This window comes from Microbacterium sp. 67-17 (genome assembly GCF_001898325.1).
GTDB classification, from domain to species: domain Bacteria; phylum Actinomycetota; class Actinomycetes; order Actinomycetales; family Microbacteriaceae; genus Microbacterium; species Microbacterium schleiferi.
Window position 1 is genome coordinate 1 of sequence record NZ_MKTR01000028.1, and the last position, 25353, is coordinate 25353.

A 25353-nucleotide genomic window follows, 5' to 3' on the forward strand; every position below is an offset into this window, starting at 1 on the left:
CCCCACCATCGACGAGGCGGTGATACTCCCCGAGATCACCGCCGCCTAAACTCCCCACCATCGACGAGGCGGTGATACTCCCCGAGATCACCGCCGCCTAAACTAACGACAGCTGATCATCGCAACGAAGCCCCCACCATCGACGAGGCGGTGATACTCCCCGAGATCACCGCCGCCTAAACTAACGACAGCTGATCATCGCAACGAAGCGAAAGACCACCACTCAAACGGACGCGGCCCTGTCACGGCGGCGAGAGCGCTGGAGGTCACTGCAGCTGGCCGAGCTCGAGCATCTCACCGTCGAGGAAGAACGTCGGAGGGGAATGCTGAAGCTTCGGTTGACTCTGGGACTGCCAATGACCCCACCACGAACGGATGCTCGCGGTCTCACTGTCACCGTTCCAGCACGACGGCGAGGCCTTGACCCACGCCGATGCAGATCGCCACGACGGCGACGCCGCCTCCGCGTCGCGCAAGCTCATGCGCGGCATGCCCGAGAATGCGGCCCCCCGAAGCGCCCAGCGGATGGCCGATGGCCAGCGCTCCGCCGTGGATGTTGACCCGCTCAGGATCAAGTTCAGGCCACCCGGCGACGCATGCGAGCGACTGTGAAGCGAACGCCTCGTTGAGCTCGACCACGTCGACATCGGCCCAGGACCGGCCGGCGCGTGCGAGCGCCTTGTTCGCCGCCTCGATCGGCGCGATCGGGAACAGATGCGGATCGACGCCATGCGCCCCGCGTCCCGCAATCCGCGCGAGTGGCTCGCCGGGCAGCGCACCCTCCGCGGCGATCAGAACGGCGGAAGCGCCGTCGTTGATCGGCGAGGAGTTGCCGGCGGTGACGGTGCCTTCGCCGTCGCGCGCGAACAGCGGAGTAAGCCCGGCGAGCTTGTCCACGGAAGTGTCGTCCCGGATGCCCTCGTCGCGTGCCAGGTCGGCCCCTGGCACGTGCACGATCTCGCCATCGTAGACCCCGTCAGCCCACGCTTTAGCTGCCAGCCGGTGAGAGCGCACGGCGAACTCGTCCTGGGCATCTCGGGAGATTCCCCACTCTCGGGCGATCTTCTCCGCCGATTCTCCATTGGAGATGGTCCACTGCTTCGGCAGCTTCGGGTTGGTCATCCGCCACCCGATGGAGGTGTTCCACAGTGTCTGGTTACCGACCGCCGGCCACGGCCTCGGCGACTTCTCCACGATGAACGGCGCCCGGCTCATCGACTCCACTCCGCCGGCGAGCACGAGACCGGCGTCGCCGGTCTCGACAGCGCGGGCGGCCTGGATCACCGCTTCCAGCGACGACGAGCAGAGTCGGTTGACGGTCACGCCGGTGACACTGGTGGGGAAGCCTGCCAGCAGCGCCCCGAAACGGGCGACGTCGCGGTTGTCCTCTCCTGCTTGGTTCGCATCGCCGAAGATCACGTCATCGATGCGCGCGGGGTCGAGGCCCATGCGCGCGACGGTCGCCTTCATGACGACTGCGGCGAGATCGTCGGGCCGGATGCCGCTGAGCGCGCCACCCGCCCGCCCGAAGGGGGTGCGGACAGCATCGTAGACAAAGCTCGCGGTCATGGCGGGCTCCCTTCCGTGGTCGGCCGAGGGTCAGGCGAACGCCGATATTCCGGTGATCTGGCGGCCGATGATGAGCGACTGGATGAAGTCGGTCCCCTCATATGTGTGGACGACTTCCATGTCGGTGAGGTGGCGGGCGACGTGGTTCTCCAGAAGGAGTCCGTTGCCGCCGAGGAGGTCGCGGGCATCCCGGCAGAGTGCACGCGCGTGCTGGCCGGTGAACATCTTCGCGAGCGAGGCCTGTTCGTTCGTCAGTCGCCCTTCATCCTGCAGAGTGGCTGTGCGGAAGCAGAGCAACTGCATCGCGGTGAGATCGGCGAGCATGTTGGCCAGCTTGTTCTGCACCAGCTGGAAGCTGGCGATGGGCTTGCCGAACTGGACACGTTCCTGGACGTAGACCGCCGCTGCCTCGTACGCGGCGAGAGCGTGCCCGAGCGCCTCCCACGCGACGGCGCTGCGGGTGCGGTTGAGGATCGCGGAGACGTCACGGAATGAGGTCGACTTCGCCAGCTTGTTCCCGGCAGGGATCCTCAGTCCGGAGATCTCGATGTGCGCCTGCTGGATCGCGCGCTTAGCGATCTTCCCGGTGATCGCCTCCGCAGAGTACCCCTCGGGATACTGTCCGTCAGCGCCTTTCTCGAGCACGAATGCCTTCACTTTGGCATCCGCTGTGTCGCGGGCCCAGATGATGACGAGGTCCGCAACGTGTCCGAGCCCGATCCACCGTTTGGCACCGTCTATGACATACGCGCTCCCGTCGCGGCGGGCAGTGGTCTCCAGGGCGACGGAGTCGGAGCCGTGATCGGGCTCGGTCAGCGCGAACGCGCCGAGCTTGCGGAGGGCTGCCATTTCGGGCAGCCAGCGCTGCTTCTGCTCGTCGTCGCCGAGCAACGCGATGCTGCCCATCGCAAGTCCCGAGTGCACGGCATTGAGCGTGTTCACACTCCCGTCTCCACGAGACAGTTCCATCGCGACGAGGCCGGTCTGCAGTCGGGTCAGTCCCGGACAGCCGTAGCCCTGGATCGCGGTGCCCACGATTCCCAGCTCGCCCAGTGCGGGGAGGATCTGGTAAGGGAAGTCCGCTAACTCCCAGTACTCGTTGATAACTGGCAGGACCTCGGAATCCACGAATCCGCGCACACGTGTGATGAGATTGCGGTCGTCGTCGCCGAGAAGATCACCGATCTGATAAAAGTCCGTATCCACCGGATGTGCCGCCTTCGTGATCGTCATCTCTCAGCGTCCCTCTTTCCGAATCGCCGGGACGGTAACCCGATCGCCGACGTGGTCTTCATCGTCTTCCGCGACTTGCAGCCACCGTCGGACCGCCTCGCCATCCTGGTCGAGTGCAGGAGGCGCGGCGCGGTAACTCGCGGGGGTGCGGGAGAACGTTATGGGGTTGCGAATGGTGGGCACCGCGTGGTCGCCGGTGCCGGCCGCGACGCTGGGCTCCAGGCCGATCTTCGCAGCGAACTCGACGCCTCCACGGACATCCAGGACCGGCGCACACGGGACCTGCAACGGGCTGAAGATGTCGAACCACTCCCATGCGGTCTTGGTGACCAGCCGCGCTGTCAGCAGCGGGCGCAGGGCGTCTCGGTGCGCGCTGCGGTCTGCGTTGGACGCGAAGCGAGTGTCTGCGGCCAGCTGCGGCAGCCCGATGGCGTCGCAGAACGTAGCGAACTGCGCGTCGTTGCCGATCGCGAGCACCAGTTCCCCGTCATGGGTGCGAAACGGTGCGTAGGGGTAGATACTGGGGTGGTCATTGCCCATCCGGGTCGGAGACTGCCCGCTCAGCAGAAACCCGCCGGTCTGGTTGACCATGCCCGACAATGCGGAGGACAGCAGGTTCAGTTCGACGTGCTGTCCCTCTCCCGAGCGCTGTCGGTGGTAAAGGGCGGAGGTGATCGCGATGCACGTGTGCAACCCGGTGATCACATCGAACACCGCGACGCCCGCGCGGAACCCTTCCGTGTTCGGCGCGCCGGTCACGCTCATCAGTCCAGACAGCGCCTGTGCGAGCAGGTCGTAGCCGGCGAGCCCCGCGCCTCCCGCGGTACCGAAGCCGGTGATCGACGCATAGATCACACTGGGGTTCTCCCGCTTGACGGACTCGTAGTCCAAGCCGAATCGCCGGAGCCCGCCGGGTTTGAAGTTCTCTGTGACCACATCGGCTCGGGCCGCGAGACGCTGTGCGAGGACAAGGTCATCGGGGTTGCGGAAGTCCAGCACCACAGACTGCTTGTTCCTGTTAATGGAGAGGAAGTAGGTCGACTCGCCTCGGTACTCCGGTGGCCGGTAGCTGCGTGTCTCGTCCCCTAGCGGACTCTCCACCTTGATGACCGTCGCCCCGAGGTCCGCGAGCAGCATCGTGCAGTAGGGGCCAGCGAGTACCCGGCCGAAATCCGCGACCAGGAGACCCTCGAAAGGACCACCGGCCACGTCCTGCACCGTCCGGCCATCCGGGAGCGAGCTCTTCATCATCGGGAACACCTCAGTCGTCGTGTTCGTCCAGACTCCCAGCAGCCGTTTATGTCCGTCCAATACCTGATCAGGCACGTATTGATGCTCTAATCTCATGAAACGAGGGCTGTTCCAGAACGGCACACTCGAGGCTCCCCATTTCGACGCCACCCTGGTGGTGTCGAGGCGATGGGGCCGGGAGCGGCCCGCGCCTGGGCGTGATCAGCAATGAGGCTAAGGAGAACCCATGGGTAGCAGGCTTGCAGGCAAGGTCGCGATCGTCACCGGCGCGGCGAACGGGATGGGGCGCGCACATGTGCGCCGCCTCGCCCAGGAAGGGGCGAGCGTCCTCGCCACCGACGTCGACTCGGCCGGGCTCGAGCACACCGTCGCCGAAGCGAACCGTGACGGCGGGACGGTCGTGGGGCTGGAGCAGGATGTCGCGATCGCGGCGAGGTGGGACGAGATCGTGGCAGAAGCCGAGCAGCGTTTCGGCCGGCTCGACATTCTGGTCAACAACGCGGGGGTGCTCATCCTCAAGCCCGTCGAGGAGACCACAGAGGAGGAGTGGGACCTCATCTTCCGCATCAACGCCAAGGGTGTCTTCCTCGGCACCAAGGCCGCGGTGCCTGCTCTGGTCCGCGCAGGCGGGGGATCGATCGTGAACATCTCGTCGATCTACGGCATCATCGGCGCACCGAGCGCCGCCGCGTACGAGGCGTCAAAGGGCGCCGTCCGGCTGCTGACCAAGGCCAGCGCGGTGGACCTGGCCAAGTACGGCATCCGGGTGAACTCTGTGCATCCCGGTGTCATCGCCACCCCCATGACCACGGGGCTGCTGGCGACGCCGGAGTCGACGAAAGCCGTGCTGTCCACGACGATCCTCGACCGGCCCGGCCAGCCCGAGGAAGTCTCGAACGTCGTACTCTTCCTCGCCTCGGACGAGGCTTCCTTCGTCACCGGCGCCGAGTATGTCGTGGATGGCGGCTATACCGCGCAGTGATCTCGGTCGGCCGGGGTCTGCGCGACCCCGGCCGACTCATCCAGACTTGTATGCCAATCCACCTTCCATCGGTACGGATTATGCAATAATCCCTGGATGGATCTGCAGCAGCTGCGCACCTTCCTCGCCGTCGCCGAGGAACTGCACTTCGGACGGGCAGCCGAGCGCCTGCATATGGCGCAGCCGCCGATCAGCCGCGGCATCCAGCAGCTGGAGCGGGAGTTGGGTGCGCGGCTGTTCGAGCGGAGCACCCGCAAGGTAACGCTGACCTCGGTGGGCGAGGCCCTCGTCGCCCCCGCCCAGGAGGTCCTGGACGCGCTGGACCGGGTGAGCAGGGTCGCCCGCGCAGCCGGGACGGGCGAGATCGGTCACGTCCGTCTGGCGTACGCGGGTGCGTCCTCCAACGTGATGGTCGGATTGCTCGCCCGAGCAGTCAACCAGAACCACCCAGGCATCCACCTCGAGCTGCTCAGTCAGCACTTCGCCCAACCGGCGATGCAGCTGCTCACCCGCGGCGACATCGACATCGCCCTCGGCAGGTGGGACCACATTCCCGCCGCCGTGCGCACCCGCGTGATCGCTGTCGAGGAACTCGTCATCGCCGTCCCGGAGACCCACCGTCTAGCCGACGCCGGTGCCGTGTCGATCGCGCAGTTCGAGGGTGAGCCGTTCGTGTCGCTCCAACCGCAGACCGGCACGTTGCTGCTGGAGCGGCTGCGACAGATGAGTAGAGCCGCCGGGTTCAACGCCGATGTCGTCCAGCACGCACCGGACTCGTGGACGCTGATGTCCCTCGTCTCCGCCGAGATCGGCTGCTCATTGACCCTGTCCTCGGTGATCGACAGCATCGCCGACCCGCACTTGCGCTTCCTGCGCCTGACCGACGACGTCGCACCTGTCGAGCTGCGGATGGCGTGGCTGCGCGACAGCGACGACCGTGCCTTGCACGCCGTGCTCCGGTTGTCCGAATCCGTCCTCCCGACGCCGCAGGACTAAGCCTCGATCCACCGATGGACGGGGCGTTGAGCGAGCGTCGTGACGTAGAAATGCCCCTCTGATCAGGAAGAATAGAGCTTGCTTAGGGTTCTGTTCGTCTGGTCGGAGAGGCATCTCGTAGATGCAATTCAAGCACGCCCCCGCCGCAGTGTCTGCGGTGTTCGATGATCCGAATCTCGTGTCGGCCGCGGGGCTGGTGCCGATGCTCCGCCTGGCGCGTTCCGCGGGGTTGGACGAGCTCGCGCGTGAGCGGTTGAGCGTCCCGACGGATAAGGGCGCCAACGCGGGTGCGAAGGTGATGGCACTGGTCGCGGGCATGCTCGCCGGGGCGGACTCGATCGACGACATGAACCTGCTCCGCCATGGCGGAATGGGCCGGTTGTTCGACCGGACGTATGCGCCGTCGACGCTCGGGTCGTTCCTGCGGGAGTTCCGGTTCGGACACGTCCGCCAGCTCGACGCCGTCGCCTCCCGGGTGTTCGCGAATCTCGCTGTCGACGCGCCGCTGCTCCGAGCAGGCGATGGCGAGCGGGTGATGGTGGATCTGGACGACACCATCATCGAGGTCCACGGATACCAGAAGCAGGGCGCCGGTTTCGGGTACTCCGGCGTCCGGGGGCTGAACGCCCTCCTCGCCACGGCATCGACCACCTCGTCGGCGCCGGTGATCCTGGCCCAGCGGTTGCGGCAGGGGAAGACCGGGTCCCCGAAGGGGGCCGCGCGGATCGTCGGCGATGCTCTCGCCACCCTGCGCCGCACCCGCGCCGCGACCGGGGCCAGGCCGTTGCTGCGGGCGGACTCCGCGTTCTACGGACACGCGACCGTCGGCACCGCGATCAAGGCGGGCGCCGACGTGTCGGTGACCGTGAGGATGGACCCGGCGGTGAAGGCCGCGATCGCGACCATCCCGGATGATGCGTGGGAGATGATCGAGTACACCGACGCGATCCGTGACGAGACCACCGGGCAGCTGATCTCCAAAGCCGAGGTCGCCGAGGTCCCGTTCACCGCGTTCCGCTCGAGGAAGAAGGCGGAACAGGTCGCCGGACGGTTGGTGGTGCGGCGCATCCCCGATCTGAACCCGAGACAGGTGGAGCAGCCGACCCTGTTCGACGTCTACCGGCATCACGCGTTCTTCACCACCACAGCGAAGGAGGTGATGGACACGGTGGCCGCGGACAAGACCCACCGCGGTCACGCGATCATCGAGCAGGTCCACGCCGACCTCAAAGCGGGGCCGCTCGCGCACCTGCCCTCCGGGGTGTTCACCGCGAACAGCGCCTGGCTCGTCATCGCCGTGATCGCATTCAACCTCACCCGCGCTGCCGGTCTCGTCGCCGACCGAGCGGGACGGCTCGCGAGAGCAACGACCGCGACGATCCGCCGCACCCTGATCCACGTCCCCGCACGGCTGGCGCGCTCCGCGCGCCGAATCACGCTGCACCTGCCCGAGGCCTGGCCATGGCAGACCGCGTTCGACCGGCTCTTCACAGCCACGCACGCGCCACCGCCAACGGTGACCACCTGACCATCGCCGCAACGCGGCACGACCGAGGACCAAGTGGACGACCGGGATGCGACGCCCGGAACTCAACCCTGCCCTCGACGCGTCACCGCGCCCCGATCATGCCGCCCCGGCACACCCACGGCTCATCGGTGGATCGAGGCTAAGGGTCGCCAGGTATCAATCCGCCTGCCATTTGGTATTGGAGAGAATCAGAACGAAGTGGAAGCGTGGAGTCCACTGTGCGTATATCAACGGCGAGGACAACCATGCACGCATTCGCGATCTTCCAAGACGATCACACGGTGACCGATGTGGAATTGCCGACCCCGACCCCCGAAGGCACCGAAATCCTCCTGCGCGTGGTTCGGTCCGGGGTGTGCCACACCGACATGCACCTGCGTGAGGGGTACTACGATCTCGGCAGCCGGGGGCGTCTGAATCTGATCGACCGGGGCGTCACCTACCCGCTTGTCCTCGGCCATGAGGTCGTCGGCGTCGTCGAAGCGGCCGGCCCCGACGCCGACGGGGTCTCGCCGGGTGAGCATCGCCTTGTCTACCCATGGATCGGCGACGGCTCCTGCGACGCATGCCAGGCAGGTCACGAGAACCTGTGCCCCTCGCCCCGTAACCTCGGCGTCGCCCGCCACGGCGGGTATGCCGAGTTTATCCTCGTCCCGCACCCCCGTTACCTCCTCGACGTCACCGGGATCGAAGAGCGGTGGGCCGCAACTCTCGCCTGCTCCGGCCTGACCGCCTACAGTGCCGCGCGCAAGGCCCTTCCGGCCACCGCATCCGATCCGGTCGTGGTGATAGGCGCCGGCGGTGTCGGGTTGATGGCGATCGCCACGCTGCGCGCGCTCGGCCACGAAGCAGTCCTCGCGGTGGACCTGCAGGAGCGCAATCTGGAACTGGCGCGGCAGCTCGGAGCGACCACGACGATCTCCGCCCGCCAGGAAGACCTTGCCGCCGCCATCGTCGCCGGCGCCGGTGGGCCGGTCGCGGCGATCGTGGACTTCGTCAACAACTCCACAACAGCTCCCGCTGCGTTCGCCGCGCTCCGCAAGGGCGGAACGATGGTTCAGGTCGGGCTGTTCGGCGGAGAGCTGGTCATCCCCACCGCGTTGCTCACTCTGAAGATCATCACCATCCGCGGAAGCTTCGTCGGGTCCCTCGGCGAGCTCGAGGAGCTCGTCGGGCTCGCGCGGCGCGGCGCGCTCCCGCATCTCCCGATCATCGACGGGGAGTTGTCTGCGACGGCGGTGCAGGATGCGCTGGACCGGCTCGCCGCGGGCGGCGTGCCCGGCCGGATCGTGCTCAGCGCGTGACCGCGCCGGGCGTCCAGCCGGCCACGACTCACGCGTAGTCGAAGAAGCCGCGTCCCGTCTTGCGTCCCAGCTCCCCGGCCGCGACCTTGTCGCGGAGGATCTGCGGCGGGGCGAACCGCTCGCCGAGCGTCTCATAGAGGTATTCGGCGATCCCGAGACGCACGTCCAGCCCGACAAGATCGGAGGTGCGCAACGGACCTGTCGCGTGACGGTATCCCAGCACCATCGCCGTGTCGATGTCCTCAGCGCTGGCCACCCCCTCTTCGAGCATCCGCATCGCTTCCAGCGCGATTGCCGCGCCCAGGCGGGAGCTCGCGAAGCCGGGCGCGTCGTTGACGACGATCGGGGTCTTCCCCAGCGATGTCACCCACTGCTCCGCCCGTTGCCGCAGGTCCGGGTCGGTCGACGGCGTCAGCACGATCTCGACGAGTGACGAGGGCGGCACCGGATTGAAGAAGTGCAGTCCGCACACGCGCTCCGGCCTCGCCAGCTGCGCCGCGAGCCTTGTCACCGACAACGATGAGGTATTCGTGGCCAGCCACGCCGACTCCTCCACGATCCCCTCTGCTCTCTGCATCGCCTCGACCTTGAGTGCGAATGTCTCTGGGACAGCTTCGATCACGAGCTCGGCATTCCGCAGCGCCTCGTAGTCGGCGCTGGCCGCGACGCGGCCGGCGATTGCGTCGACGTCGACCGAGGCATCCCGCTCCGCGGCCTTGCGGATCCCATCGGCCAACCGCGCGGCGGCCGCGCCCGCCGCCGCCGGGTCACGTTCGATCACGGTGACCTGGGCGCCCGCCTGAGCGAACACTTGCGCGATACCGGCGCCCATGCGGCCGCCCCCGATCACGCCGACGGTGGAGGGAACAGTGATCATCGGGTCTCCTGAGAACGGTTGAGGAATCGGGTCATCAGCTGCGTCTTGGCGTCCGACTCGAACAGGATCGCCTGCGCGAGTTCGTCGACAAGGGGGTGGGCGTCCCGCGGCGCAGCGAGCACGCGCTTCGAGAGGCGGAGGGCGAGCGGATCCTGGCCAGCGATCCGATCGGCGACGGTATCCGCCGCGGCCGCTAACTGGTCGGGTTCATGCACCGAGGCCACCAACCCACACCGCAGCGCCTCCTCGGCGTCCAGCCGGCGCCCCGTGAACAGGATCTCCTTGGCCAGCGGCTCCCCCACCAGCTCGGCGAGCCGCCAGGTCGCCCCGGCCGCGGCCAGGATTCCGATCGCCGTCTCGGGGTTGCCGAACACGGCGCGGGTGGACGCGATCCGGATGTCGGCCGCGTACGCGAGTTCCGCACCGCCCCCGATCGCGAACCCGTCGACCGCGGCGATCACCGGCATAGGCAGCCGCGCGATACGGGTGAACAGCCCGGAGTTGATGCCGGCCAGCGCTTCGTCGCGGCCGCGCTCGAGCAGCTGCCGGATGTCTGCGCCAGCCGCGAACACACCCCGTTCGGGCGTGGAGGTTCCGGTGAGAATCAGGATGCGGGGCTCTCGCTCCAGGCTCGTGCATACCGCGTGAAGTTCGTCGACCATGTCGTCGTTGATCGCGTTTCGCACGTCAGGACGGTTCAGTTCGACGTGAAGCCGGTCCGCGCCCTCGCGGAGTATCAGAGTGGTCACCGTCCCAGCCTCCCATCACCGATCAATGCGCGTCCAATACCCGATCCACGTACATCTGATGCGCCATCGTCATCAATCTCGGCCGGGATCGGTATTGGACGAACTCGGCCACGGCGCGACAGGCTGAGTGGGCAGTACCGCGCCAGACGACCGCCGATCTGGGCGGGCGTGGCCCGAGAGACGCACGACAGCAATGAAGCGAGGAGACCACGATGGGTGCATACCGGACCATCAACCCAGCCACCGGCCAGACGGTCGCCGAGTACCCCGTGATCGGCGATGCGGACGTGGCCGACATCGTCGCCCGCTCGCACACGGCCTACCGCAGGTACCGGGAGCTGCCGCTCGCCGAACGGACGGGGATCCTGGCACGCGCGGCGCAACTGCACCGGGACCGCATCGATGAACTGAGCGCGCTGCTGACCCTCGAGGTCGGCAAACCCGTCACGCAGGCCCGCGGGGAAGTCGAGCTGGTCGCCTCGATCTACCAGTACTACGCCGACCACGCCGAAGCGTTTCTCACCGACGAGACCCTCGACATCGTCGGCGGAGGGGAAGCGCTCGTCCGCACCGAGCCGATCGGGCCGCTGTTGGGGATCATGCCGTGGAACTACCCGTACTACCAGGTGGCCCGGTTTGTCGCCCCCAACCTCGCACTGGGCAACACGATCATCCTCAAACACGCCCGCAACTGCCCGCAGTCCGCCCTCGCCATCGAACGCGTGCTCCACGATGCCGGGCTTCCGGCCGACGCGTACATCAACGCGTTCGTAGACAGCCGCCAGATCGCCGGCATCATCGCCGACCCGCGCGTGCAAGGGGTGTCGCTGACCGGCTCCGAGAAGGCGGGCTCGGCTGTCGGCGAGGTGGCCGGCAGGCATATGAAGAAGGTCGTCCTCGAGCTGGGCGGCTCGGACCCGTTCATCGTCCTGGAGGATGCTGACGTCGACGCGGCCGTGGCAGCCGGCGTGCGCGGCCGCATCGCCAACGGCGGCCAGGCGTGCACGGCATCCAAGCGGTTCATCGTCGTGGATGCCGTCTACGACGAGTTCTCCCGGAAGTTCATCGACGCGATCACGAAGATCACCCCCGACGACCCCACGGACCCCGACACGTTCCTCGGCCCGCTGGCGTCCGCGGATGCCGGCAAGGAGCTCGAGGAGCTCGTCGAGGACGCGGTCGCCAAGGGCGCCACCCTGCACATCGCCCCCGGTGCACGCCGAGAGGGCGCCTTCTACCCGCCCAGCGTGCTCACCGGGGTCACCCCGCCGATGCGAGCCTACGAGGAGGAGCTGTTCGGACCGACCGCGGTCGTGTACCGGGTGCCCTCCCCGCAGGCCGCGGTCGCCCTGGCCAACGAATCGCCCTTCGGGCTGTCCAGCAGCGTCTTCACGCAGGACCCTCTGGCGGCCGCGCAGATCGCCCGCGAACTGGAGGTCGGGATGGTGTGGATCAACAGCACCAGCCGCAGCGCACCGGACCTCCCCTTCGGCGGCGTGAAGCGCTCCGGCATCGGACGCGAGCTCGCCCGGTACGGCATGGACGAGTTCGCGAACAAGAAGCTCATCCGAACCCCCGCCTGATATCCCCGCGTAACGCCTCCGCCGCGCCGAGTACGCAACTGCGAATCCAGGCCTCCCTGGTCGGCAGGCGGGGGCGCTGTTTTCAGGAGATCAGGGTGTTCTGCCCGTCGAGACCGTACGCGCGCAGTTTCCGGTACAGCGTCGTGCGCCCGATACCGAGGATCTCCGCTGCACGCGAACGGTTTCCGTCCGCCTCCCGCAGCGCCGCATCGATCGCCCGGTACTCGGATGCGGCGATGCCGCGCAGCTGGCGGGCACGTGTGCGCATCTCGACGGGCAGAAGGTCGACGTCCAGGACGGTGCCGACGGGGCGGTACGCCACCATCGCGGCAATCAGAACCCGCAGCTCCGAGGCGCCACCAGGCCAGTCCCACCGGGAAAGCGCCTGCAGCAGAGCAGGGCTCAGTGTCACCGAGTGCTCCTGAGCGAGTCTCACGGCCAGGCCGATGACACGGTCTGGGTCATCGCGCAGCGCTGGGAGGTCGAGTCGCGGCCCCAGGCGGCCCAGGAAACTGAAGACGACGCCAGTCAGGTCGTCTGCGACACAGAACACCACCCGGGCGGACCGGACGGGATCTGCCGCGCCGGCCAATTGCTGCAGGACCGGGAAGTCAGCGTCGGTCAAAGACTCGACGCTGCGGACGACCACCGACGTGCCTGTGCTCAGCGCCTGCACCGCCGTGACCACGGCCCCCGGTTCCCGAAGCGCCGGGGCGTCGATGACGACCGGGTCGTGGCGGTCGCGTTCGCGCAGCCAGAGCTGGGCGAGAAGCGTCTTCCCGCTGTCGCGGGGACCGTGGATCGCGATGCACCCGCTGGTGCGACCGAGCACGTCGAGGTGCGCGGCAAGGCGGGAGAGTCGGGTGGGTTCCGGCGCTGCGGTCGGCTCGTCCTCGGGCAGTTCAACGAGGTAGATGCTCTCGCCTGCCCGATTCACGATGCGGCGGGCAGTGCTCGGCCGACCCGCGAGCAGGACGGATGCGACATCCCCCTGCCAATGGTGAGCCTGCAACTCGTCCCACAGCGTCACGTGCCGCTCGGCCGAGAGCATCGGCAACGCGCCCGTCGAGGCGAGCACGCCTCCTCGACCGATGGCCAGCACGCGGTGGCCGGCGGTGCCGCCCGCGAACCGGGCCAGCAGCGCCTGCAACTCCAGCGGTGCGGTGTTCAGGAGCGCGTCCTGGAGGTCACGAGCGGCCTGCTTCGCGATCGCGAGCATCGCGGGATGGGATGCCCCGACTGGAGAGGCGAGGGCGAGCGAGCCGATGACACGCTGCGAGAGGGGGTCGTGGATGGGGGCGCCGGCGCAGGCTAGGGTCTGCAGCCGGTCGTTGACGTGCTCGGCGCCGCGCACGAACACTGCGGATCTTTCCTCCATCGCCGTTCCGAGTCCGTTCGTGCCCAGCGCGGACTCCGAGAATTCGAATCCTTCGGCGGCGGACACCTTGTCGAGCCGTCTCGCGTGGCTCGGGTCGCCTACCTTTCGGGCGAGGATCCGTCCGGATCGGTCGCTGACCAGCAGCGCGACACGCATGTCAGCGAGTGATTCCGCCCATCGCGCCAGGACGGTCTCAGCGGTGTCCTGGAAGCGTCCCGCCAGTTCGGAGAACGGGTGGTAAGCAGGAGTCGCAGTCGGATCGCAGCCGCCACCGGTGGTGATCGAGCGACGCCAACTGCGCTCGATCACCGGGGGGACGTTCAGTGTTCGGGGAGTGAGACCGTGCGCGCCGACGCCAGCTTCGAGAAGGCGTTCACGAGCCTGCCGCACGCTCGCGGCGGAATAGGTGTCGATGGACATAGCTGGGACCTCGCGTCACTGCAAGTGGTCACACCCAGTATCCGCCTCCCTATTGGAACCCGCCAATACCTAATCCGCTGTGGATCTATCCTCTGTGCGCATGAGTCCATGGTGGTGGGGAAGCCGGTCGCGTTCGTAGGTGATGTCGGTGTAGCCGTGAGGAATGGGCTGGCCGTGGTCATCGAGGCCGACGAAGACGATCTTCTCGATCGTGAGAATGCGTTCACGAGTGATCATGTTGCGCACCTCGGCGCGCATCGTGAGGGAGGTGCGCCCGAACGCGGTGGCGCGCAGTCCCATCTCGATCAGATCGCCTTGTCGCGCGGAACTGACGAAGTCGATCTCGGAGATGTACTTGGTGACCGCCCGGGAGTTTCCGAGCTGGATGATGGCGTAGATCGCGGCCTCTTCATCGATCCAGCGCAGCAGGCTGCCGCCGAACAGGGTGCCGTGCGCGTTCAGGTCCTCGGGACGGACCCAGCGGCGTGACCGGAATGTGACGTCTGCTGACATGGAGTCGCTCATAGGACGACCGTAGGCCGGGAAGCACACTCCCGGCCTACGGTTACCGTCGATCAGGCCGGGACGGGCTGTCCGATGCTGAATCCTTCGAAGTCCTTCGCCTGGATCTCCGAGAGGAGGCCGCGGTAGGCGCCTAGGCCGCCGAGGTAGAACATCACGGCGTGCTTCTTGCCGGGGATGTTCGCCCCGAAGATCCACGAGTCGGTCTTGGGGAACAGCGTGTAGTTCGCGATCGTCGTGCAGGTCTCGGTCCATTCGTCCTCGACCTGCTGCGACACCTCGATGAGCCCGCCTCTCCGCTCCGCCTCGGTGACCAGGGTCGTGATGAACTCGACCTGCGCCTCGATGCTGGGCACCAGGTTGGTGAACGGCCCGTTGGGGCCGAGGATCATGAACATGTTCGGGAATCCGGCCGTCATGATGCCGAGGAAGCTGGTCGGGGCGTCGGCCCAGTGCTCGTCGACGCTCACCCCTCCGCGCCCGCGGATGTCGATGCGGCGGTAGTTGCCGTCGACCGCGTCGAACCCGGTAGCCAGCACGAGCACATCCAGCTCGTGCTCCACGCCGTCCGCGGTCTTCACGCCTCGCGGGGTGATCTCGACGATCGGGTTCTCCTTGATCGACACCAGCTTCACGTTGTCCTGGTTGTACACGTCGTAGTAGCCCTGGTTGCACAGCGGCCGCTTCGCATACGGCTGGGTCGGGGTGAGCAATCGCGCCGTCTCCGGATCCTTGACCGTCTCAGCGATCTTGCGGCGGATGAACGCAGCGGCTGCCTCGTTCGACTCCGGGTTGATAGCGATGTCGTTGAACGTGCCGAACATGAAATAGAATCCGTTGCCTCGGTCCCATGCCGCCTGGAACACGCGCTCCCGCTCGGCCTCGTCGACATCGGTGGCCGCGACGGTGGACTCCTCGAACCCGAACGCGACGCCCGAGTTGCGGACCTGCTCCCAGATCTCCGGGAACCGGGACTTGTAGTTCTCCACCTCTCCCGGCTCGACCGGTCCGTTGCCAGAGGGGACGCTGTATTGCGCGGAACGCTGGAACACGGTCAGGTGCGACACCTGCTTGGCTGCGGCGACGATGAACTGGGTTCCGGTCGAGCCGGTGCCGATGACGCCCACCCGCTTGCCCTCGATCGACAGGTCGTCCGGCCACTCCGCGGTGTGCACGAGGCGGCCTTCAAACGAGTCGATCCCGGGGATGTCGGGGATGTTGGTTGCTGCGAGCAGTCCCAGCGCCGTCACCACGTATCGGGCCGTGAAGGACTCTCCGGCGGAGGTGCCGACCGTCCAGGTGTTGGTGGCTTCGTCGAAGACGATCGACGTGACTTCGGTGTTCAGCCGGAAGTCCTTGCGGAGGTCGTACCGGTCGACGACGGTCTCAAGGTAGCGGAGGATGTCGGGCTGGTCGATGTACTTTCGCGCCCAGTCCCACTCCTGCAGCAGTTCGTCATCGAACGAGTATCGGTAGAAGGGGCTCTCCGTGTCGGACATGGCGCCGGGATACCGGTTCCAGTACCAGGTGCCTCCGATGCCGGCGCCCTTCTCGAAGCCGCGGACGCGCAGGCCGAGCTTGTCGCGCAGGGTGTGCAGCTGGTAGATGCCGCCGAAACCGGCGCCGACGACGATCGCGTCGAAGTCCGTGGTCTGTGTGGATGTCATGGTGCAACTCCTTCGTTGAATAAGCGGGGGTGTGTTGCAGGTCAGTGGCGAAGCCACTGGCCGATCGCCGCAAGCTCCGCGTCGACGTCCGCGTCGCGGCCAGCCAGGAACGGGTAGACGTGCTGCTGTCCTTCGGCGACATGCAGGGTGACGTCAACGCCGGCGCCCTTGGCGCGCTCTGCCACGCGGATGGCATTGTCGACCAACGACTCGACCGAACCGGCGTTGACGTACAGCGGGGGGAACCCGGTGAAATCCGCGTAGAGCGGGTTCGCGAGCGGCGCCGACGGGCTGGTGGTCGCCCCCAGCACGCCGGCGATCATGCCCTCCAGGAGCGGCACGGAGATCAGCGCGTCGGTCGCATCGTTGGTGACCAGCGTCGCGCCGCGGTTCTCCATGTCCAGCCACGGGGAGAACGCGATGACGTGCCCGGGCAGCGGCCGCCCCTTCGCCTTCAACGCCAACGGGATGGCGATGGCGAGATTGCCTCCCGCCGAGTCGCCGATCGTGGTGACGTCCTCGGGGTGGACCCCCCGCTCCAGCAGGGCCTCGAACGCCGCGACCCCGTCGTCTACCTGGGCGGGGTGCGGGTGCTCGGGCGCGCGACGGTAGTCCAGCACGAACGCTGTTACCCCGGCCGCCTTCGCGACGTGCGCGGCGAGCTTCCGGTGGCTGGCCGCAGAGCCGACGGCGAACCCGCCGCCGTGCGTGTAGAGGAGGACCTTGGAGCGATCGGCTCCGGCCGGGAACGCCCAGATGCCGGGCACGCCGCCGACCGTCTCCTCCTTGTAGGTGACATCTTCCGGTTCGATGGTCGGCTGATGCCATTCATCGAAGATGCTGCGGAACAGCCGCATGTCCAGCTCGTGAGTGGCCATGAGCTCGGACCAGCCCAGATACAGATCACGCAGGGCGCTCGGGACGACTGCGGTCGCGGTGGATGACGAGGACATCGCATAACTCCTTCGTTGATGCTCGGCGCCTGCAGGAACGAGGCGACCACTCGGTGGATGAGCTCTACTCTCAGGGAGGATTCCGCCACAGCGCTGTGCCGATTTGGAACAGCTCACCCGGGTTGCCCGGTGACCACGACAGAGATCGGCTCCGGCGCACGGCATGATCAGGATCCAGCGCACGAACGAGACCGGATCGGGCACGGTGCCAGACGATCAGCGCCGCCACGACGAGAGTCGCGGCGGTCACCGCCATTGCTCCGACCCAGCCGCTCTGCGTGAAGACCGTCGCCAGGACGAGACCGACAGCCGGGATTCCATCTCCACGGAGAGCGACGGCAGCACACGCCGGACGGCGAAGATCTACTCACCGCCACCGTCTCCGCTTCCGACGACGACGACAGCTTCGGCTTCTACTCCCGGCCCACCAAGGCCCACATCATCGCCGCCGGCATCCGCCGCACCGCATGAACGAGCGCCTCATGAACAGCCGCACCAGCCTCACCATCTACCCCGCCCACGACGAGCAAACCCTGCTCCCGCCGACGCCGATCCTCGTCGACGAGCACTACTTCGTCCGCGCCGGGCTCGAGCAACTCCCCGCCCGCCTCATCGGGTTCAGCCCCGCCGGCGCGCTCGCCATCACGGCGTGGGTTCACGACGTGTTCCGTGCCCCGGAGCTCGCACGCGACCTGTACCCGACTTTCATCATCGCCGGTCGCGTCCAGGCATATCCGATCCCCGCCGCCAGGGTCACCGTGCGCGAGCCCGCCGGCGTCGTCCAGGTCGTGATCACCGACCCTCGCGGCAAGAGATACCGGCCATACCTCGGCGAGGACCGCGACATTGCCGACCGCATCGCCGCGGCCTGGGGCTCCCACCGCGGATACTCCGCCACCGTCCAACCGATCACCTGACAATCACGAACGGAGACACCATGCGCTGCTTGATGTGCGAAGAGCCCACCACGATGTACATCCCCTCGGACGACGTCGACGGCATCGGGCTGCATAGCTGCGGTGTCTGCGGGTTCGAGATCGAAGGCCCCCGCGACGAACCCGCGCATGTCGCCGACCATCGGAAGCTCACTGCAACGACGACCTCGACGACGTGTGGGTTCCCGCTCGAGATGGCATGAACCCCTCGCGATTCCACGGTAGTTGGCAACGGTTTCAGGGCCAGGATTCCACGCGAAATGGCATTTTCCTACAGTTGGTCCGACTCAACTCAGATGCCCGCTTGCGGCAGGCAGATCGACCTAGAGTGTGTTAACGAGTGAGCAGCCGCGCCGTTCAGAGGCGAGGGCGATCGCCGACGGGGCGGCTCACTCTTCTCCTCATCCCGGTGTTGCTCAGCGCGACCGGCGTCCTCGATCTCCGCATTCCTTGGCCGTGGCTCCATGGCGAGTCCGCGGGGGATCGTCCGGTCGAGCACTCACCCCTGAGAGCCCTGTCAAGGTGAGCTGGACCGGGACAGCCGCTGGAGTGCTCTATCTCGCGTGGCTGGCGTCCGCAACCCTGCGCCCCGGCGGCAACGGGCTATTCGAGACACAATCCCACGCGCGCGACTCCCGGTCGAAGCTGTTCCGGATGGGGCTCGTCACCAACCTGCTCAACCCCAAGGCCGCTGTCATGTAACTCGCGATCATCCCGCAGTTCATAGATCACGGGCAGGGAAACACGACCGCTCAGGGATTCGTTCTCGGCGGAGTTCAGATCATCGTCAGGATGATCGTCAACTCCCTCATCGTGCTGGGCGCCGGCACAATCTCCGGATTCGTGTCGACGCGACTCACATGGATCCGGCACCCCGCTCGGCGCAGTGGCGGTCACGCTGGCCAGAGAGGTCCCGCAATGCATCTCGCCCCTGAACCGGGCGATCATGCTGCAGGACCTCCGTGAGACGCCGCTCAGATAGACCGTCCTCCGGAAGCTCGACGAGTACGAATGACCCTTTCTGAAGGGATTGAACAGGACTGTTGTTCTGCACAGACTCTGCTAGGTAGAGTGGGATTCCATCCGACGGAACCCGCCGTCGGTGAACAAAGGAGTTCCAGAATGCGCATCGTCTTGGTTCATGGAGGTTGGCAGGGTGGTTGGGCGTGGGACGGCGTTGTCGCTGAGCTCACGAAGGCAGGCCACGAGGTATGGGCCCCAACCTTGCAGGGTCACGGTGACAACGACGACCGTGCAGGTGTCACGCTCTCGACCATGGCGGACAATCTCATCGGCCGGATCGCCGACAAGGGGTGGGACCGGTTCGTAGTAGTCGGCCACAGTGGCGGCGGCCCGCTCATCCAACTCGTAGCTGAGGCGATGCCGGAGCAGGTGGAGCAGGCGATCTTCATCGACGCGTGGGTACTCGCCGACGGCGAGTCGATCAATGCGATCCTCCCCACCGAGTTGGCGAATTTCGCCCGTGGCACAGCCGCATCCTCGCCCGACCAGAGCGTGCCGATCCCGCCGCAGCTATTCATGACGGCTTTCTTGCAGGACGGATCGGAGGAGCTTCACGCGCAGGTCGAGCCCCGTCTGGTGCCGTCGCCTGGCGGTTGGCTCGACGAGCCGATCCGTCTTCGGACGGCCGGCACCGGTGACGTGCCGAGCGGCTACATCTTCCTGCAAGAGGATCGGGCTGTGCCGCAGGAGTTGTACCGCGCATCAGCAGACCGGCTCACGAACCCGACGACCGCGAGCTCGCCGGGGAGCCACATGGCCATGTTGACGCGCCCGGTGGAGCTGGCAGCAGCCATCGTCTCCGTTATGTCGTGACGACGTTTCGCTCTTTCGCGACTTCCGCTGGGACCGTCGCTTACGCCGAATGGCTGCCCGGCGGCCCCGCCCGTGCGACGGTGCTGCTCGTTCACGGCGGGGGGGTGGGCCCCGATGGCTGGAGTCGAGCGATCGGCGGGCGACCCGGGTGGGCGCCCCGTCTCGCCGAAGCCGGATACCGCGCGGTCGTGATGACGTGGCCTGGGTTGTCGGCTGGCGGCGCATGGGACCCCGACACGCGGCTGGATGGGGCGGCGGTCGCCGGCGCGATCGTGGAGCTAATCGCTGCGCTCGGCGTTCCGGTCGTCCTCGTGGTCCACTCCATGTCCGCCGCTTTCGGTTATCGGGTCGCTTTCCACCATCGGGATTCACTGATCGCCCTAGTCGCGCTGGCACCCGCTCCCCCCGGGGACATCCAGCCCGAGCCCGCCGTGCTGGAGGAGGACGCCGATCACATCGTCGTCCAGGGACGCCCGCTCACCTGGAGGCTTCCCCGTCGCGGCTGGTGGCATCCCGGATCAGAGTTCATCGAGACGAAGCTGGTCGGTGCAAGCGAGCAATTCCCACCCGGTCACCTGGACGAGCTCCGTTCGCAGCTGGTGCCAATCCCAGCCGGGCTCCTCCTCGAGCGGCAGAACGTTCGCGGTGCGCAGGTCCATATCGGCGACAGGGAGTTGGACGGCCTACCGACCCTCGTGATGGTCGGTACCCACGACACCGATCATCCGATCGAGTCGGACCGCGCGACTGCTGACTGGCTCGCCGAGCGAGGCGGCGATGTCAGGTTCGTCGCGTTGACGGCAGCGAACGTGGCTGGCAACGGCCACATGCTGATGCAGGAGTCGAACAGCGATGCGGTGCTCAACCTTGTAACGGAGTGGCTCGGTCCAAATGTACGCCCGCGGCGGTGAGGATGGTGCAGCTGATCGCGACCCGGGCGCCGGTCATCTCTGATGGCCCGAGTACAGCAGGAGCCGTTGCTCAGCAAGTTCCTGCAGCAGGAATCGCCAGAGATGCCCGTCGTTGAATGCGTCACCCAGGTCGGGCAGGTCGGCGAGATCGTTGTCGTCGATCGGCATAGGCTCGGCCCCTGCCTGCAGAACGGCGAGGTGCACGCGAGCCAGGCTGTCGACATTGATCGCGCGGATGACGGCCTGCGGGACGCTCTCGCCGACGGCGGTGAGGCCGTGACCGCGCAGGATGCCGACGGGCCGCGTGCCGAAATCGTCCGCCATGGCCGTCGCGCGTGCGTGGTTGCGGATCAGCGCAGACGAGGAATGCGCGGGGATGCCGCCGCGCGCCATCCGCATAGCGGGGATGTTGAAGGCACCGACAATCGGTAGCAACGTCCGTCCGGTCAGCGAGAACGCGACGACAGCCGGCGGATGCGCGTGGACGACGGATCGAGCCGCAGGATTGCGGCGCAGCAGCTCAAGATGCAGAGACAGCTCGTTCGGCGCCCGGTACCCGCCGGCGAGCTCGAACGATCCCTCAAGGGGCACGGCGAGGATGTCGTCGGCGGTGGTGAAACGCAGCCCTCGCTCCTGCGGTCCGCGGGCTCGGATGAGGACGGTGTCGTCGTCGACCCGCAGGCTGACGTGCCCGAGGATGTCGTCCACGAGCCCCCGGACCGCGAGCACGCGGCAAGCATTGGCGACGAGCATGCGTTCGTCGACGTAGTCGTTCATCATCCACTTCTCCTTCGAGGCGTGATCTCCGATTGCGAATTCCTGGAAAATCTAGCAGAATCAGATTCTGTCTTAAAGAAAACCGGTCTCGACCGACATCATCTTCAAGGCGCGGAATAGGACTCTGACATCAGGAAGCAGCGGCCCAATGGCGAGCAAGACGACGATCTTCGAGGACGTGCGGCGCGGCATGATCCCGGCGCACATCTATAACGACGAGGAGATCTTCGAGCAGGAGAAGAGCAAGCTCTTCAGCCGCGCGTGGATTTTCGTCGGACATGAATCCGAGATCCCTCAGCCCGGTGACTACGTGGTGCGGCATGTGCTCGACGACTCGTTTATCGTCGTGCGCGATGAGAGTGGTGAGATTCGGGCGCACTTCAACATGTGCCTGCACCGCGGGATGCAGGTATGCCGCGCCGAGGTCGGCAACGCCTCCCACTTCCGTTGCCCCTACCACGGGTGGTCATACCGCAACGACGGCCGGATTATGGGCCTCCCGTTCCACGAGGAGGCCTACGGGGGTGAGGCAGGGTTCAACAAGAAGGGTGCACGACTGCTCCCGGCGCCGAACCTCGACACATACAACGGTCTGATCTTCATCAGCATGGACCCGAACGCGCCGACCCTGCGGGAATACATCGGCGACTTCGCGTTCTACCTCGACTACTACACGGGGCAGAGCGCCAAGGGCATCGAGCTGCGTGGCCCGCAGCGGTGGCGCGTCAAGGCGAACTGGAAGATCGGCGCCGAGAACTTCGCCGGCGACATGTATCACACGCCCCAGACCCACACCTCGGTCGTCGAGATCGGGTTGTTCCGTGAGCCGAAGGCGGAGAAGCGCAAGGACGGCAACACGTACTGGGCCGGCAACGGCGGCGGCACGACCTACAAGCTCCCGCCTGGCAGCCTCGAGGAGCGGCTGCGCTACGTCGGATATCCCGACGCGATGATCGAGCGGATGAAGGAGCAATGGTCGCCTGAGCAGCTCGATGTGATTGGCCGTGACGGGTTCATGATCTCTGCGGCATCGCTCTTCCCGAACATGAGTTTCGTGCACAACTGGCCGAAGGTGGAGGACGGGGACGACGTGCTGCCCTTCATCTCGATCCGTTCGTGGCAGCCCATTAGCGAGAACGAGACGGAGGTCTACTCCTGGTTCGCGGTCGATGCCGAGGCGCCGGAGGAGTTCAAGGATCTCTCGTACAAGGCCTACCTGATGTGCTTCGGTAGCACGGGAATGTTCGAGCAGGACGATGTCGAGAACTGGGTCTCGCTGACCACGACTGCCAAGGGTTCGATGGCTCGACGGCTCCTGCTCAACAGTCGGATGGGGACTCTCAAAGACGACACTCCGGTCGTCGCTGCGCTGACTCCTGAACAGTTCGCCGGTCCAGGCGTCGCGCACGTTGGTTACGGCGAGTACAACCAGCGTCATCTGCTCGATCGCTGGGCCGACTACCTCGACACCGATGACGAAGTCGAGGTGCAGGTCGCGAGCATCGGTACAGGCATCACCAACAACGGGGAGGCACCCGCATGATGAACACCGAGACCGGTGTCCAGATATCCGAGCAATCGCCTCTCGGCGCCCACGCCACGCGCGCCGATCGAGTCGGGCGGTCCCTATTGTTCTCCGACGAACTGCATCTCGAGGCGCATCGTTGGTTGATTGAAGAGGCTTACACCCTCGACGAGCAACGGTACGAGCACTGGCTTGAGACGCTTACAGAGGATATTCACTACATCATGCCGGTGCGTCAGACGACGGCTCTCGGGTCTTCCTTCACGACGGCGAGGGGGATGTCGCACTGGGACGAGAATAAGTACTCGCTCAGCCGCCGGGTCGCGCGATTCCTGACTGAACACGCTTGGACGGAGGACCCTCCCTCACGCCTGCGTCATTACGTGACGAACGTGCGCGTGTTCCTGTCCTCGGTCGAGGACGAGCTCATCGTCGACTCCGCCGTCCTGCTGTTCCGCAGCCGGGGAGACGTCAACGAGCCGTCAATCATCTCCGCTCACCGCGAGGACGTATTGCGTCGCGTCGGTGACGACCTGCAGCTGGCACGTCGGGTGATCATGGTGGACGAGTCGGTGCTCCGCACCCAGAACCTGGCGATCTTCCTGTGAGCGGCCTCGACTGGGAGGGTGCCGACGTCGATCGTGATGCCGCGGCGGCTGCGGCGGCGGAGCGCGAGCGTCTTATTGCCCGCACCGTCGGAGAGCCGCTCGTCATCGCCAACGAGTTTTCGGAGATCGAAGTGCGCCGCGTGGAAACTCACAACGGCACGAGGCTACTGATCGACGCCCCGAAAACTGGCCAGTGGATCGCGATCGACCCCATGGAACTCGAGGCCCTCACCTGGCAGACCACGCAGACGTTCTCCGAGATGATCGCGCGGCCTGACCAGCCGATGTTCCCCGAAATGCGACCGCAGTAGAAAGGAGAGACCGATGGCACGGATCATCGCAGACCGCAGCGCCTGCCAGGGCTACGCCAATTGCGTTGTCGCCGCGGGCGACTACTTCGACCTCGATGACGACGCCCTAGTGATCGTTCTGCGCGAGGACCTGCCCGACAGTGACCGCAAGCGAGTAGAGGAGGCGGCGCGCAGCTGCCCCGTCTCCGCCTTGGTTGTGGAGGACTGACGTGTCCCGGGTCGTCATCGTCGGCGCCTCTGTTGGTGGGCTCAAGACCGCCCAAGCCCTTCGAAGCGAGGGGTTCGAGGGCGAGATCGTCCTGATTGACCAGGAACGCCATCCCACCTACGACAAACCTCCGCTCTCGAAGAAGTACCTCACCGGTGAGACGGCGCGACACGAGATCGAACTTCTTTCCGAGCACGAGACGCGGGGGATCGGAGCCATCTCAATCTTCGGCACGCCCGCGGCATCCCTCAACCTCGAAGGCCAGGTTGTGACGCTCGCGGACGGTACAGCCGTCTCATACGACACACTCGTGATCGCCACCGGGTCACGCGCCCGTCGCTCTCCGTGGGGTGAAGGTGAGCATATTCACTTGCTGCGTACCAGCGGCGATGCCGAGCGCTTGCGGGATGAGCTGGCCACAGCGCGGCACCTTGTGGTCATCGGCGCAGGCTTCATCGGGGGGGAGGCTGCCGCAACCGCGATCACGGCGGGCGTACGGGTCAGCATGGTTGACCCGTTCCCGGCGCCGATGTCGCGGGTGCTCAATGCCGAAGTCGGCCAGATCTTCAGCCGCAAGTATGCCCAGGAGGGCGTCGAGGAGTACTTCGGAAGGACAGTCGAAGGCGTCGAACAGACGGCAGACGGGGTGCGCGTGGTGCTCGATGGCGGCGAGATCATCGAGGCCGATGCAGCTCTCGTCGGTATCGGAGCTGTGGTCAACACAGAGTGGCTCGAGGGTTCCGGCATCGAACTCGACAACGGGGTGACCTGCGACTCTGGGCTGCGGGCCATCGGGCATCCTGAGATCTTTGCCGTCGGCGATATCGCACGTTGGGCGAGTGCGTCGCGCAACGTCTCGCTGCGCCTCGAACATTGGACCAATGCCGTTGATCAGGCTCGCGTCGTCGCACACAACATCGTCCACCCTGATGATTGCGAGGACTACGACACGACCGAGTATGTCTGGAGCGACCAGTACGACTGGAAGATCCAGGTGGTCGGGCGCACCGGCGCCGACGACATCGTCATCATCGGGTCCGAGGAGGACCAGCGCTTCGCCGTGCTCTACTCGGAGAGTGACGACTCACTGACCGGCGCGCTCGTCGTCAACTGGCCGCGGGCGCTCGTTAACACGCGGCGAGCGGTGGCTACGAGAACCGATCGAGCCGAGGTCGCGGCGCGCCTGACCGGCGACGGCGCGCGGTCGGTCACGCCCGCGGTCTGAGGATG

General features: G+C 66.4%; 25 protein-coding genes. 15 read left to right on the forward strand and 10 right to left on the reverse strand.

Going from position 1 to position 25353, the window contains the following annotated elements; all coding sequences use genetic code 11:
- Positions 1-393: 393 nt before the first annotated feature.
- The 3 genes from BGO47_RS12170 to BGO47_RS12180 are packed head-to-tail and all read right to left on the reverse strand — an operon-like array spanning position 394 to position 4128.
- Complete coding sequence (locus BGO47_RS12170) at positions 394-1569, reverse strand: thiolase family protein (protein WP_005055005.1); 1176 nt, start codon at positions 1567-1569, stop codon at positions 394-396.
- A 30-nt stretch (positions 1570-1599) separates the two neighbouring features.
- A complete protein-coding gene (locus BGO47_RS12175; RefSeq protein WP_194384091.1) occupies positions 1600-2802 on the reverse strand; it encodes an acyl-CoA dehydrogenase family protein in 1203 nt (400 codons plus the stop codon).
- Between the two features lie 3 nt (positions 2803-2805).
- Positions 2806-4128, reverse strand: coding sequence for a CoA transferase (locus tag BGO47_RS12180; protein WP_228179441.1), 1323 nt, complete (start codon positions 4126-4128; stop codon positions 2806-2808).
- Positions 4129-4279: 151 nt separating this feature from the next.
- Here BGO47_RS12180 and BGO47_RS12185 point away from each other — a divergent pair, with 151 nt between their 5' ends.
- The 4 genes from BGO47_RS12185 to BGO47_RS12200 all read left to right on the forward strand — a co-directional run bounded on the left by BGO47_RS12185 (position 4280) and on the right by BGO47_RS12200 (position 8863).
- A complete protein-coding gene (locus BGO47_RS12185) occupies positions 4280-5035 on the forward strand; it encodes a glucose 1-dehydrogenase (RefSeq protein ID WP_135950158.1) in 756 nt (251 codons plus the stop codon).
- 96 nt (positions 5036-5131) lie between these two features.
- A complete protein-coding gene (locus BGO47_RS12190) occupies positions 5132-6031 on the forward strand; it encodes a LysR substrate-binding domain-containing protein (RefSeq protein WP_135950159.1) in 900 nt (299 codons plus the stop codon).
- Positions 6032-6152: 121 nt separating this feature from the next.
- The gene (locus tag BGO47_RS12195) at positions 6153-7559 is read left to right on the forward strand and encodes an IS1380 family transposase (RefSeq protein ID WP_135950160.1); all 1407 of its coding nucleotides are present in this window, start codon (positions 6153-6155) and stop codon (positions 7557-7559) included.
- 281 nt (positions 7560-7840) lie between these two features.
- Entirely contained in the window at positions 7841-8863 is a 1023-nt protein-coding gene (locus BGO47_RS12200; protein ID WP_228179553.1) for an alcohol dehydrogenase, read from the forward strand.
- Between the two features lie 28 nt (positions 8864-8891).
- Here the strand turns inward: BGO47_RS12200 and BGO47_RS12205 are convergent, their stop codons facing one another.
- Positions 8892-9740, reverse strand: a complete 849-nt coding sequence (locus BGO47_RS12205) for a 3-hydroxyacyl-CoA dehydrogenase family protein (protein ID WP_005054991.1) — start codon at positions 9738-9740, stop codon at positions 8892-8894.
- Positions 9737-10489 (reverse strand): enoyl-CoA hydratase/isomerase family protein, encoded by a 753-nt coding sequence (locus tag BGO47_RS12210; protein ID WP_135950161.1) that lies wholly within the window; start codon positions 10487-10489, stop codon positions 9737-9739. The genes BGO47_RS12205 and BGO47_RS12210 overlap by 4 nt, the downstream gene beginning before the upstream one ends.
- Positions 10490-10701: 212 nt before the next feature.
- On the opposite strand from BGO47_RS12210, the gene BGO47_RS12215 reads away from it, so the two are divergent.
- Entirely contained in the window at positions 10702-12072 is a 1371-nt protein-coding gene (locus BGO47_RS12215) for an NAD-dependent succinate-semialdehyde dehydrogenase (protein ID WP_135950162.1), read from the forward strand.
- A gap of 82 nt (positions 12073-12154) precedes the next feature.
- Here BGO47_RS12215 and BGO47_RS12220 read toward each other — a convergent pair whose 3' ends face one another.
- The 4 genes from BGO47_RS12220 to BGO47_RS12235 all read right to left on the reverse strand — a co-directional run bounded on the left by BGO47_RS12220 (position 12155) and on the right by BGO47_RS12235 (position 17012).
- Positions 12155-13870 (reverse strand): helix-turn-helix domain-containing protein, encoded by a 1716-nt coding sequence (locus BGO47_RS12220; RefSeq protein ID WP_135950163.1) that lies wholly within the window; start codon positions 13868-13870, stop codon positions 12155-12157.
- A gap of 69 nt (positions 13871-13939) precedes the next feature.
- Positions 13940-14395 (reverse strand): hotdog domain-containing protein, encoded by a 456-nt coding sequence (locus BGO47_RS12225; protein WP_228179554.1) that lies wholly within the window; start codon positions 14393-14395, stop codon positions 13940-13942.
- Between the two features lie 50 nt (positions 14396-14445).
- Entirely contained in the window at positions 14446-16059 is a 1614-nt protein-coding gene (locus BGO47_RS12230; protein ID WP_194384092.1) for an NAD(P)/FAD-dependent oxidoreductase, read from the reverse strand.
- 41 nt (positions 16060-16100) lie between these two features.
- Positions 16101-17012 carry an alpha/beta hydrolase gene (locus BGO47_RS12235; RefSeq protein ID WP_194384093.1) on the reverse strand — a complete coding sequence of 304 codons (912 nt, stop codon included), beginning with the start codon at positions 17010-17012 and terminating at the stop codon, positions 16101-16103.
- 482 nt (positions 17013-17494) lie between these two features.
- Here BGO47_RS12235 and BGO47_RS12240 point away from each other — a divergent pair, with 482 nt between their 5' ends.
- The 5 genes from BGO47_RS12240 (at position 17495) to BGO47_RS12260 (ending at position 20694) form a co-directional block, all read left to right on the forward strand.
- A complete protein-coding gene (locus tag BGO47_RS12240; protein ID WP_101305219.1) occupies positions 17495-17929 on the forward strand; it encodes a hypothetical protein in 435 nt (144 codons plus the stop codon).
- A 20-nt stretch (positions 17930-17949) separates the two neighbouring features.
- Positions 17950-18150, forward strand: a complete 201-nt coding sequence (locus BGO47_RS12245) for a hypothetical protein (protein ID WP_292712313.1) — start codon at positions 17950-17952, stop codon at positions 18148-18150.
- A gap of 319 nt (positions 18151-18469) precedes the next feature.
- On the forward strand, positions 18470-18649 hold the full coding sequence (locus BGO47_RS12250) for a LysE family transporter (protein ID WP_005050722.1): 180 nt from the start codon (positions 18470-18472) through the stop codon (positions 18647-18649).
- A 420-nt stretch (positions 18650-19069) separates the two neighbouring features.
- Complete coding sequence (locus BGO47_RS12255) at positions 19070-19783, forward strand: alpha/beta hydrolase (RefSeq protein ID WP_292712315.1); 714 nt, start codon at positions 19070-19072, stop codon at positions 19781-19783.
- A complete protein-coding gene (locus BGO47_RS12260) occupies positions 19780-20694 on the forward strand; it encodes an alpha/beta hydrolase (RefSeq protein ID WP_194384095.1) in 915 nt (304 codons plus the stop codon). Before BGO47_RS12255 ends, BGO47_RS12260 begins: the two co-directional genes overlap by 4 nt.
- Before the next feature lie 33 nt (positions 20695-20727).
- Here BGO47_RS12260 and BGO47_RS12265 read toward each other — a convergent pair whose 3' ends face one another.
- A complete protein-coding gene (locus BGO47_RS12265) occupies positions 20728-21474 on the reverse strand; it encodes a class II aldolase/adducin family protein (RefSeq protein ID WP_292712318.1) in 747 nt (248 codons plus the stop codon).
- Between the two features lie 145 nt (positions 21475-21619).
- Here BGO47_RS12265 and BGO47_RS12270 point away from each other — a divergent pair, with 145 nt between their 5' ends.
- The 5 genes from BGO47_RS12270 to BGO47_RS12290 are packed head-to-tail and all read left to right on the forward strand — an operon-like array spanning position 21620 to position 25348.
- Entirely contained in the window at positions 21620-23014 is a 1395-nt protein-coding gene (locus tag BGO47_RS12270; RefSeq protein ID WP_194384097.1) for a Rieske 2Fe-2S domain-containing protein, read from the forward strand.
- Positions 23014-23604 (forward strand): 3-phenylpropionate/cinnamic acid dioxygenase subunit beta, encoded by a 591-nt coding sequence (locus tag BGO47_RS12275; RefSeq protein WP_100226817.1) that lies wholly within the window; start codon positions 23014-23016, stop codon positions 23602-23604. Before BGO47_RS12270 ends, BGO47_RS12275 begins: the two co-directional genes overlap by 1 nt.
- Positions 23601-23915, forward strand: coding sequence for a hypothetical protein (locus tag BGO47_RS12280; protein ID WP_005050731.1), 315 nt, complete (start codon positions 23601-23603; stop codon positions 23913-23915). The genes BGO47_RS12275 and BGO47_RS12280 overlap by 4 nt, the downstream gene beginning before the upstream one ends.
- Before the next feature lie 13 nt (positions 23916-23928).
- Positions 23929-24123, forward strand: a complete 195-nt coding sequence (locus BGO47_RS12285; protein ID WP_005050734.1) for a ferredoxin — start codon at positions 23929-23931, stop codon at positions 24121-24123.
- Position 24124: 1 nt separating this feature from the next.
- The gene (locus BGO47_RS12290) at positions 24125-25348 is read left to right on the forward strand and encodes an FAD/NAD(P)-binding oxidoreductase (protein WP_292712325.1); all 1224 of its coding nucleotides are present in this window, start codon (positions 24125-24127) and stop codon (positions 25346-25348) included.
- Positions 25349-25353: the final 5 nt, after the last annotated feature.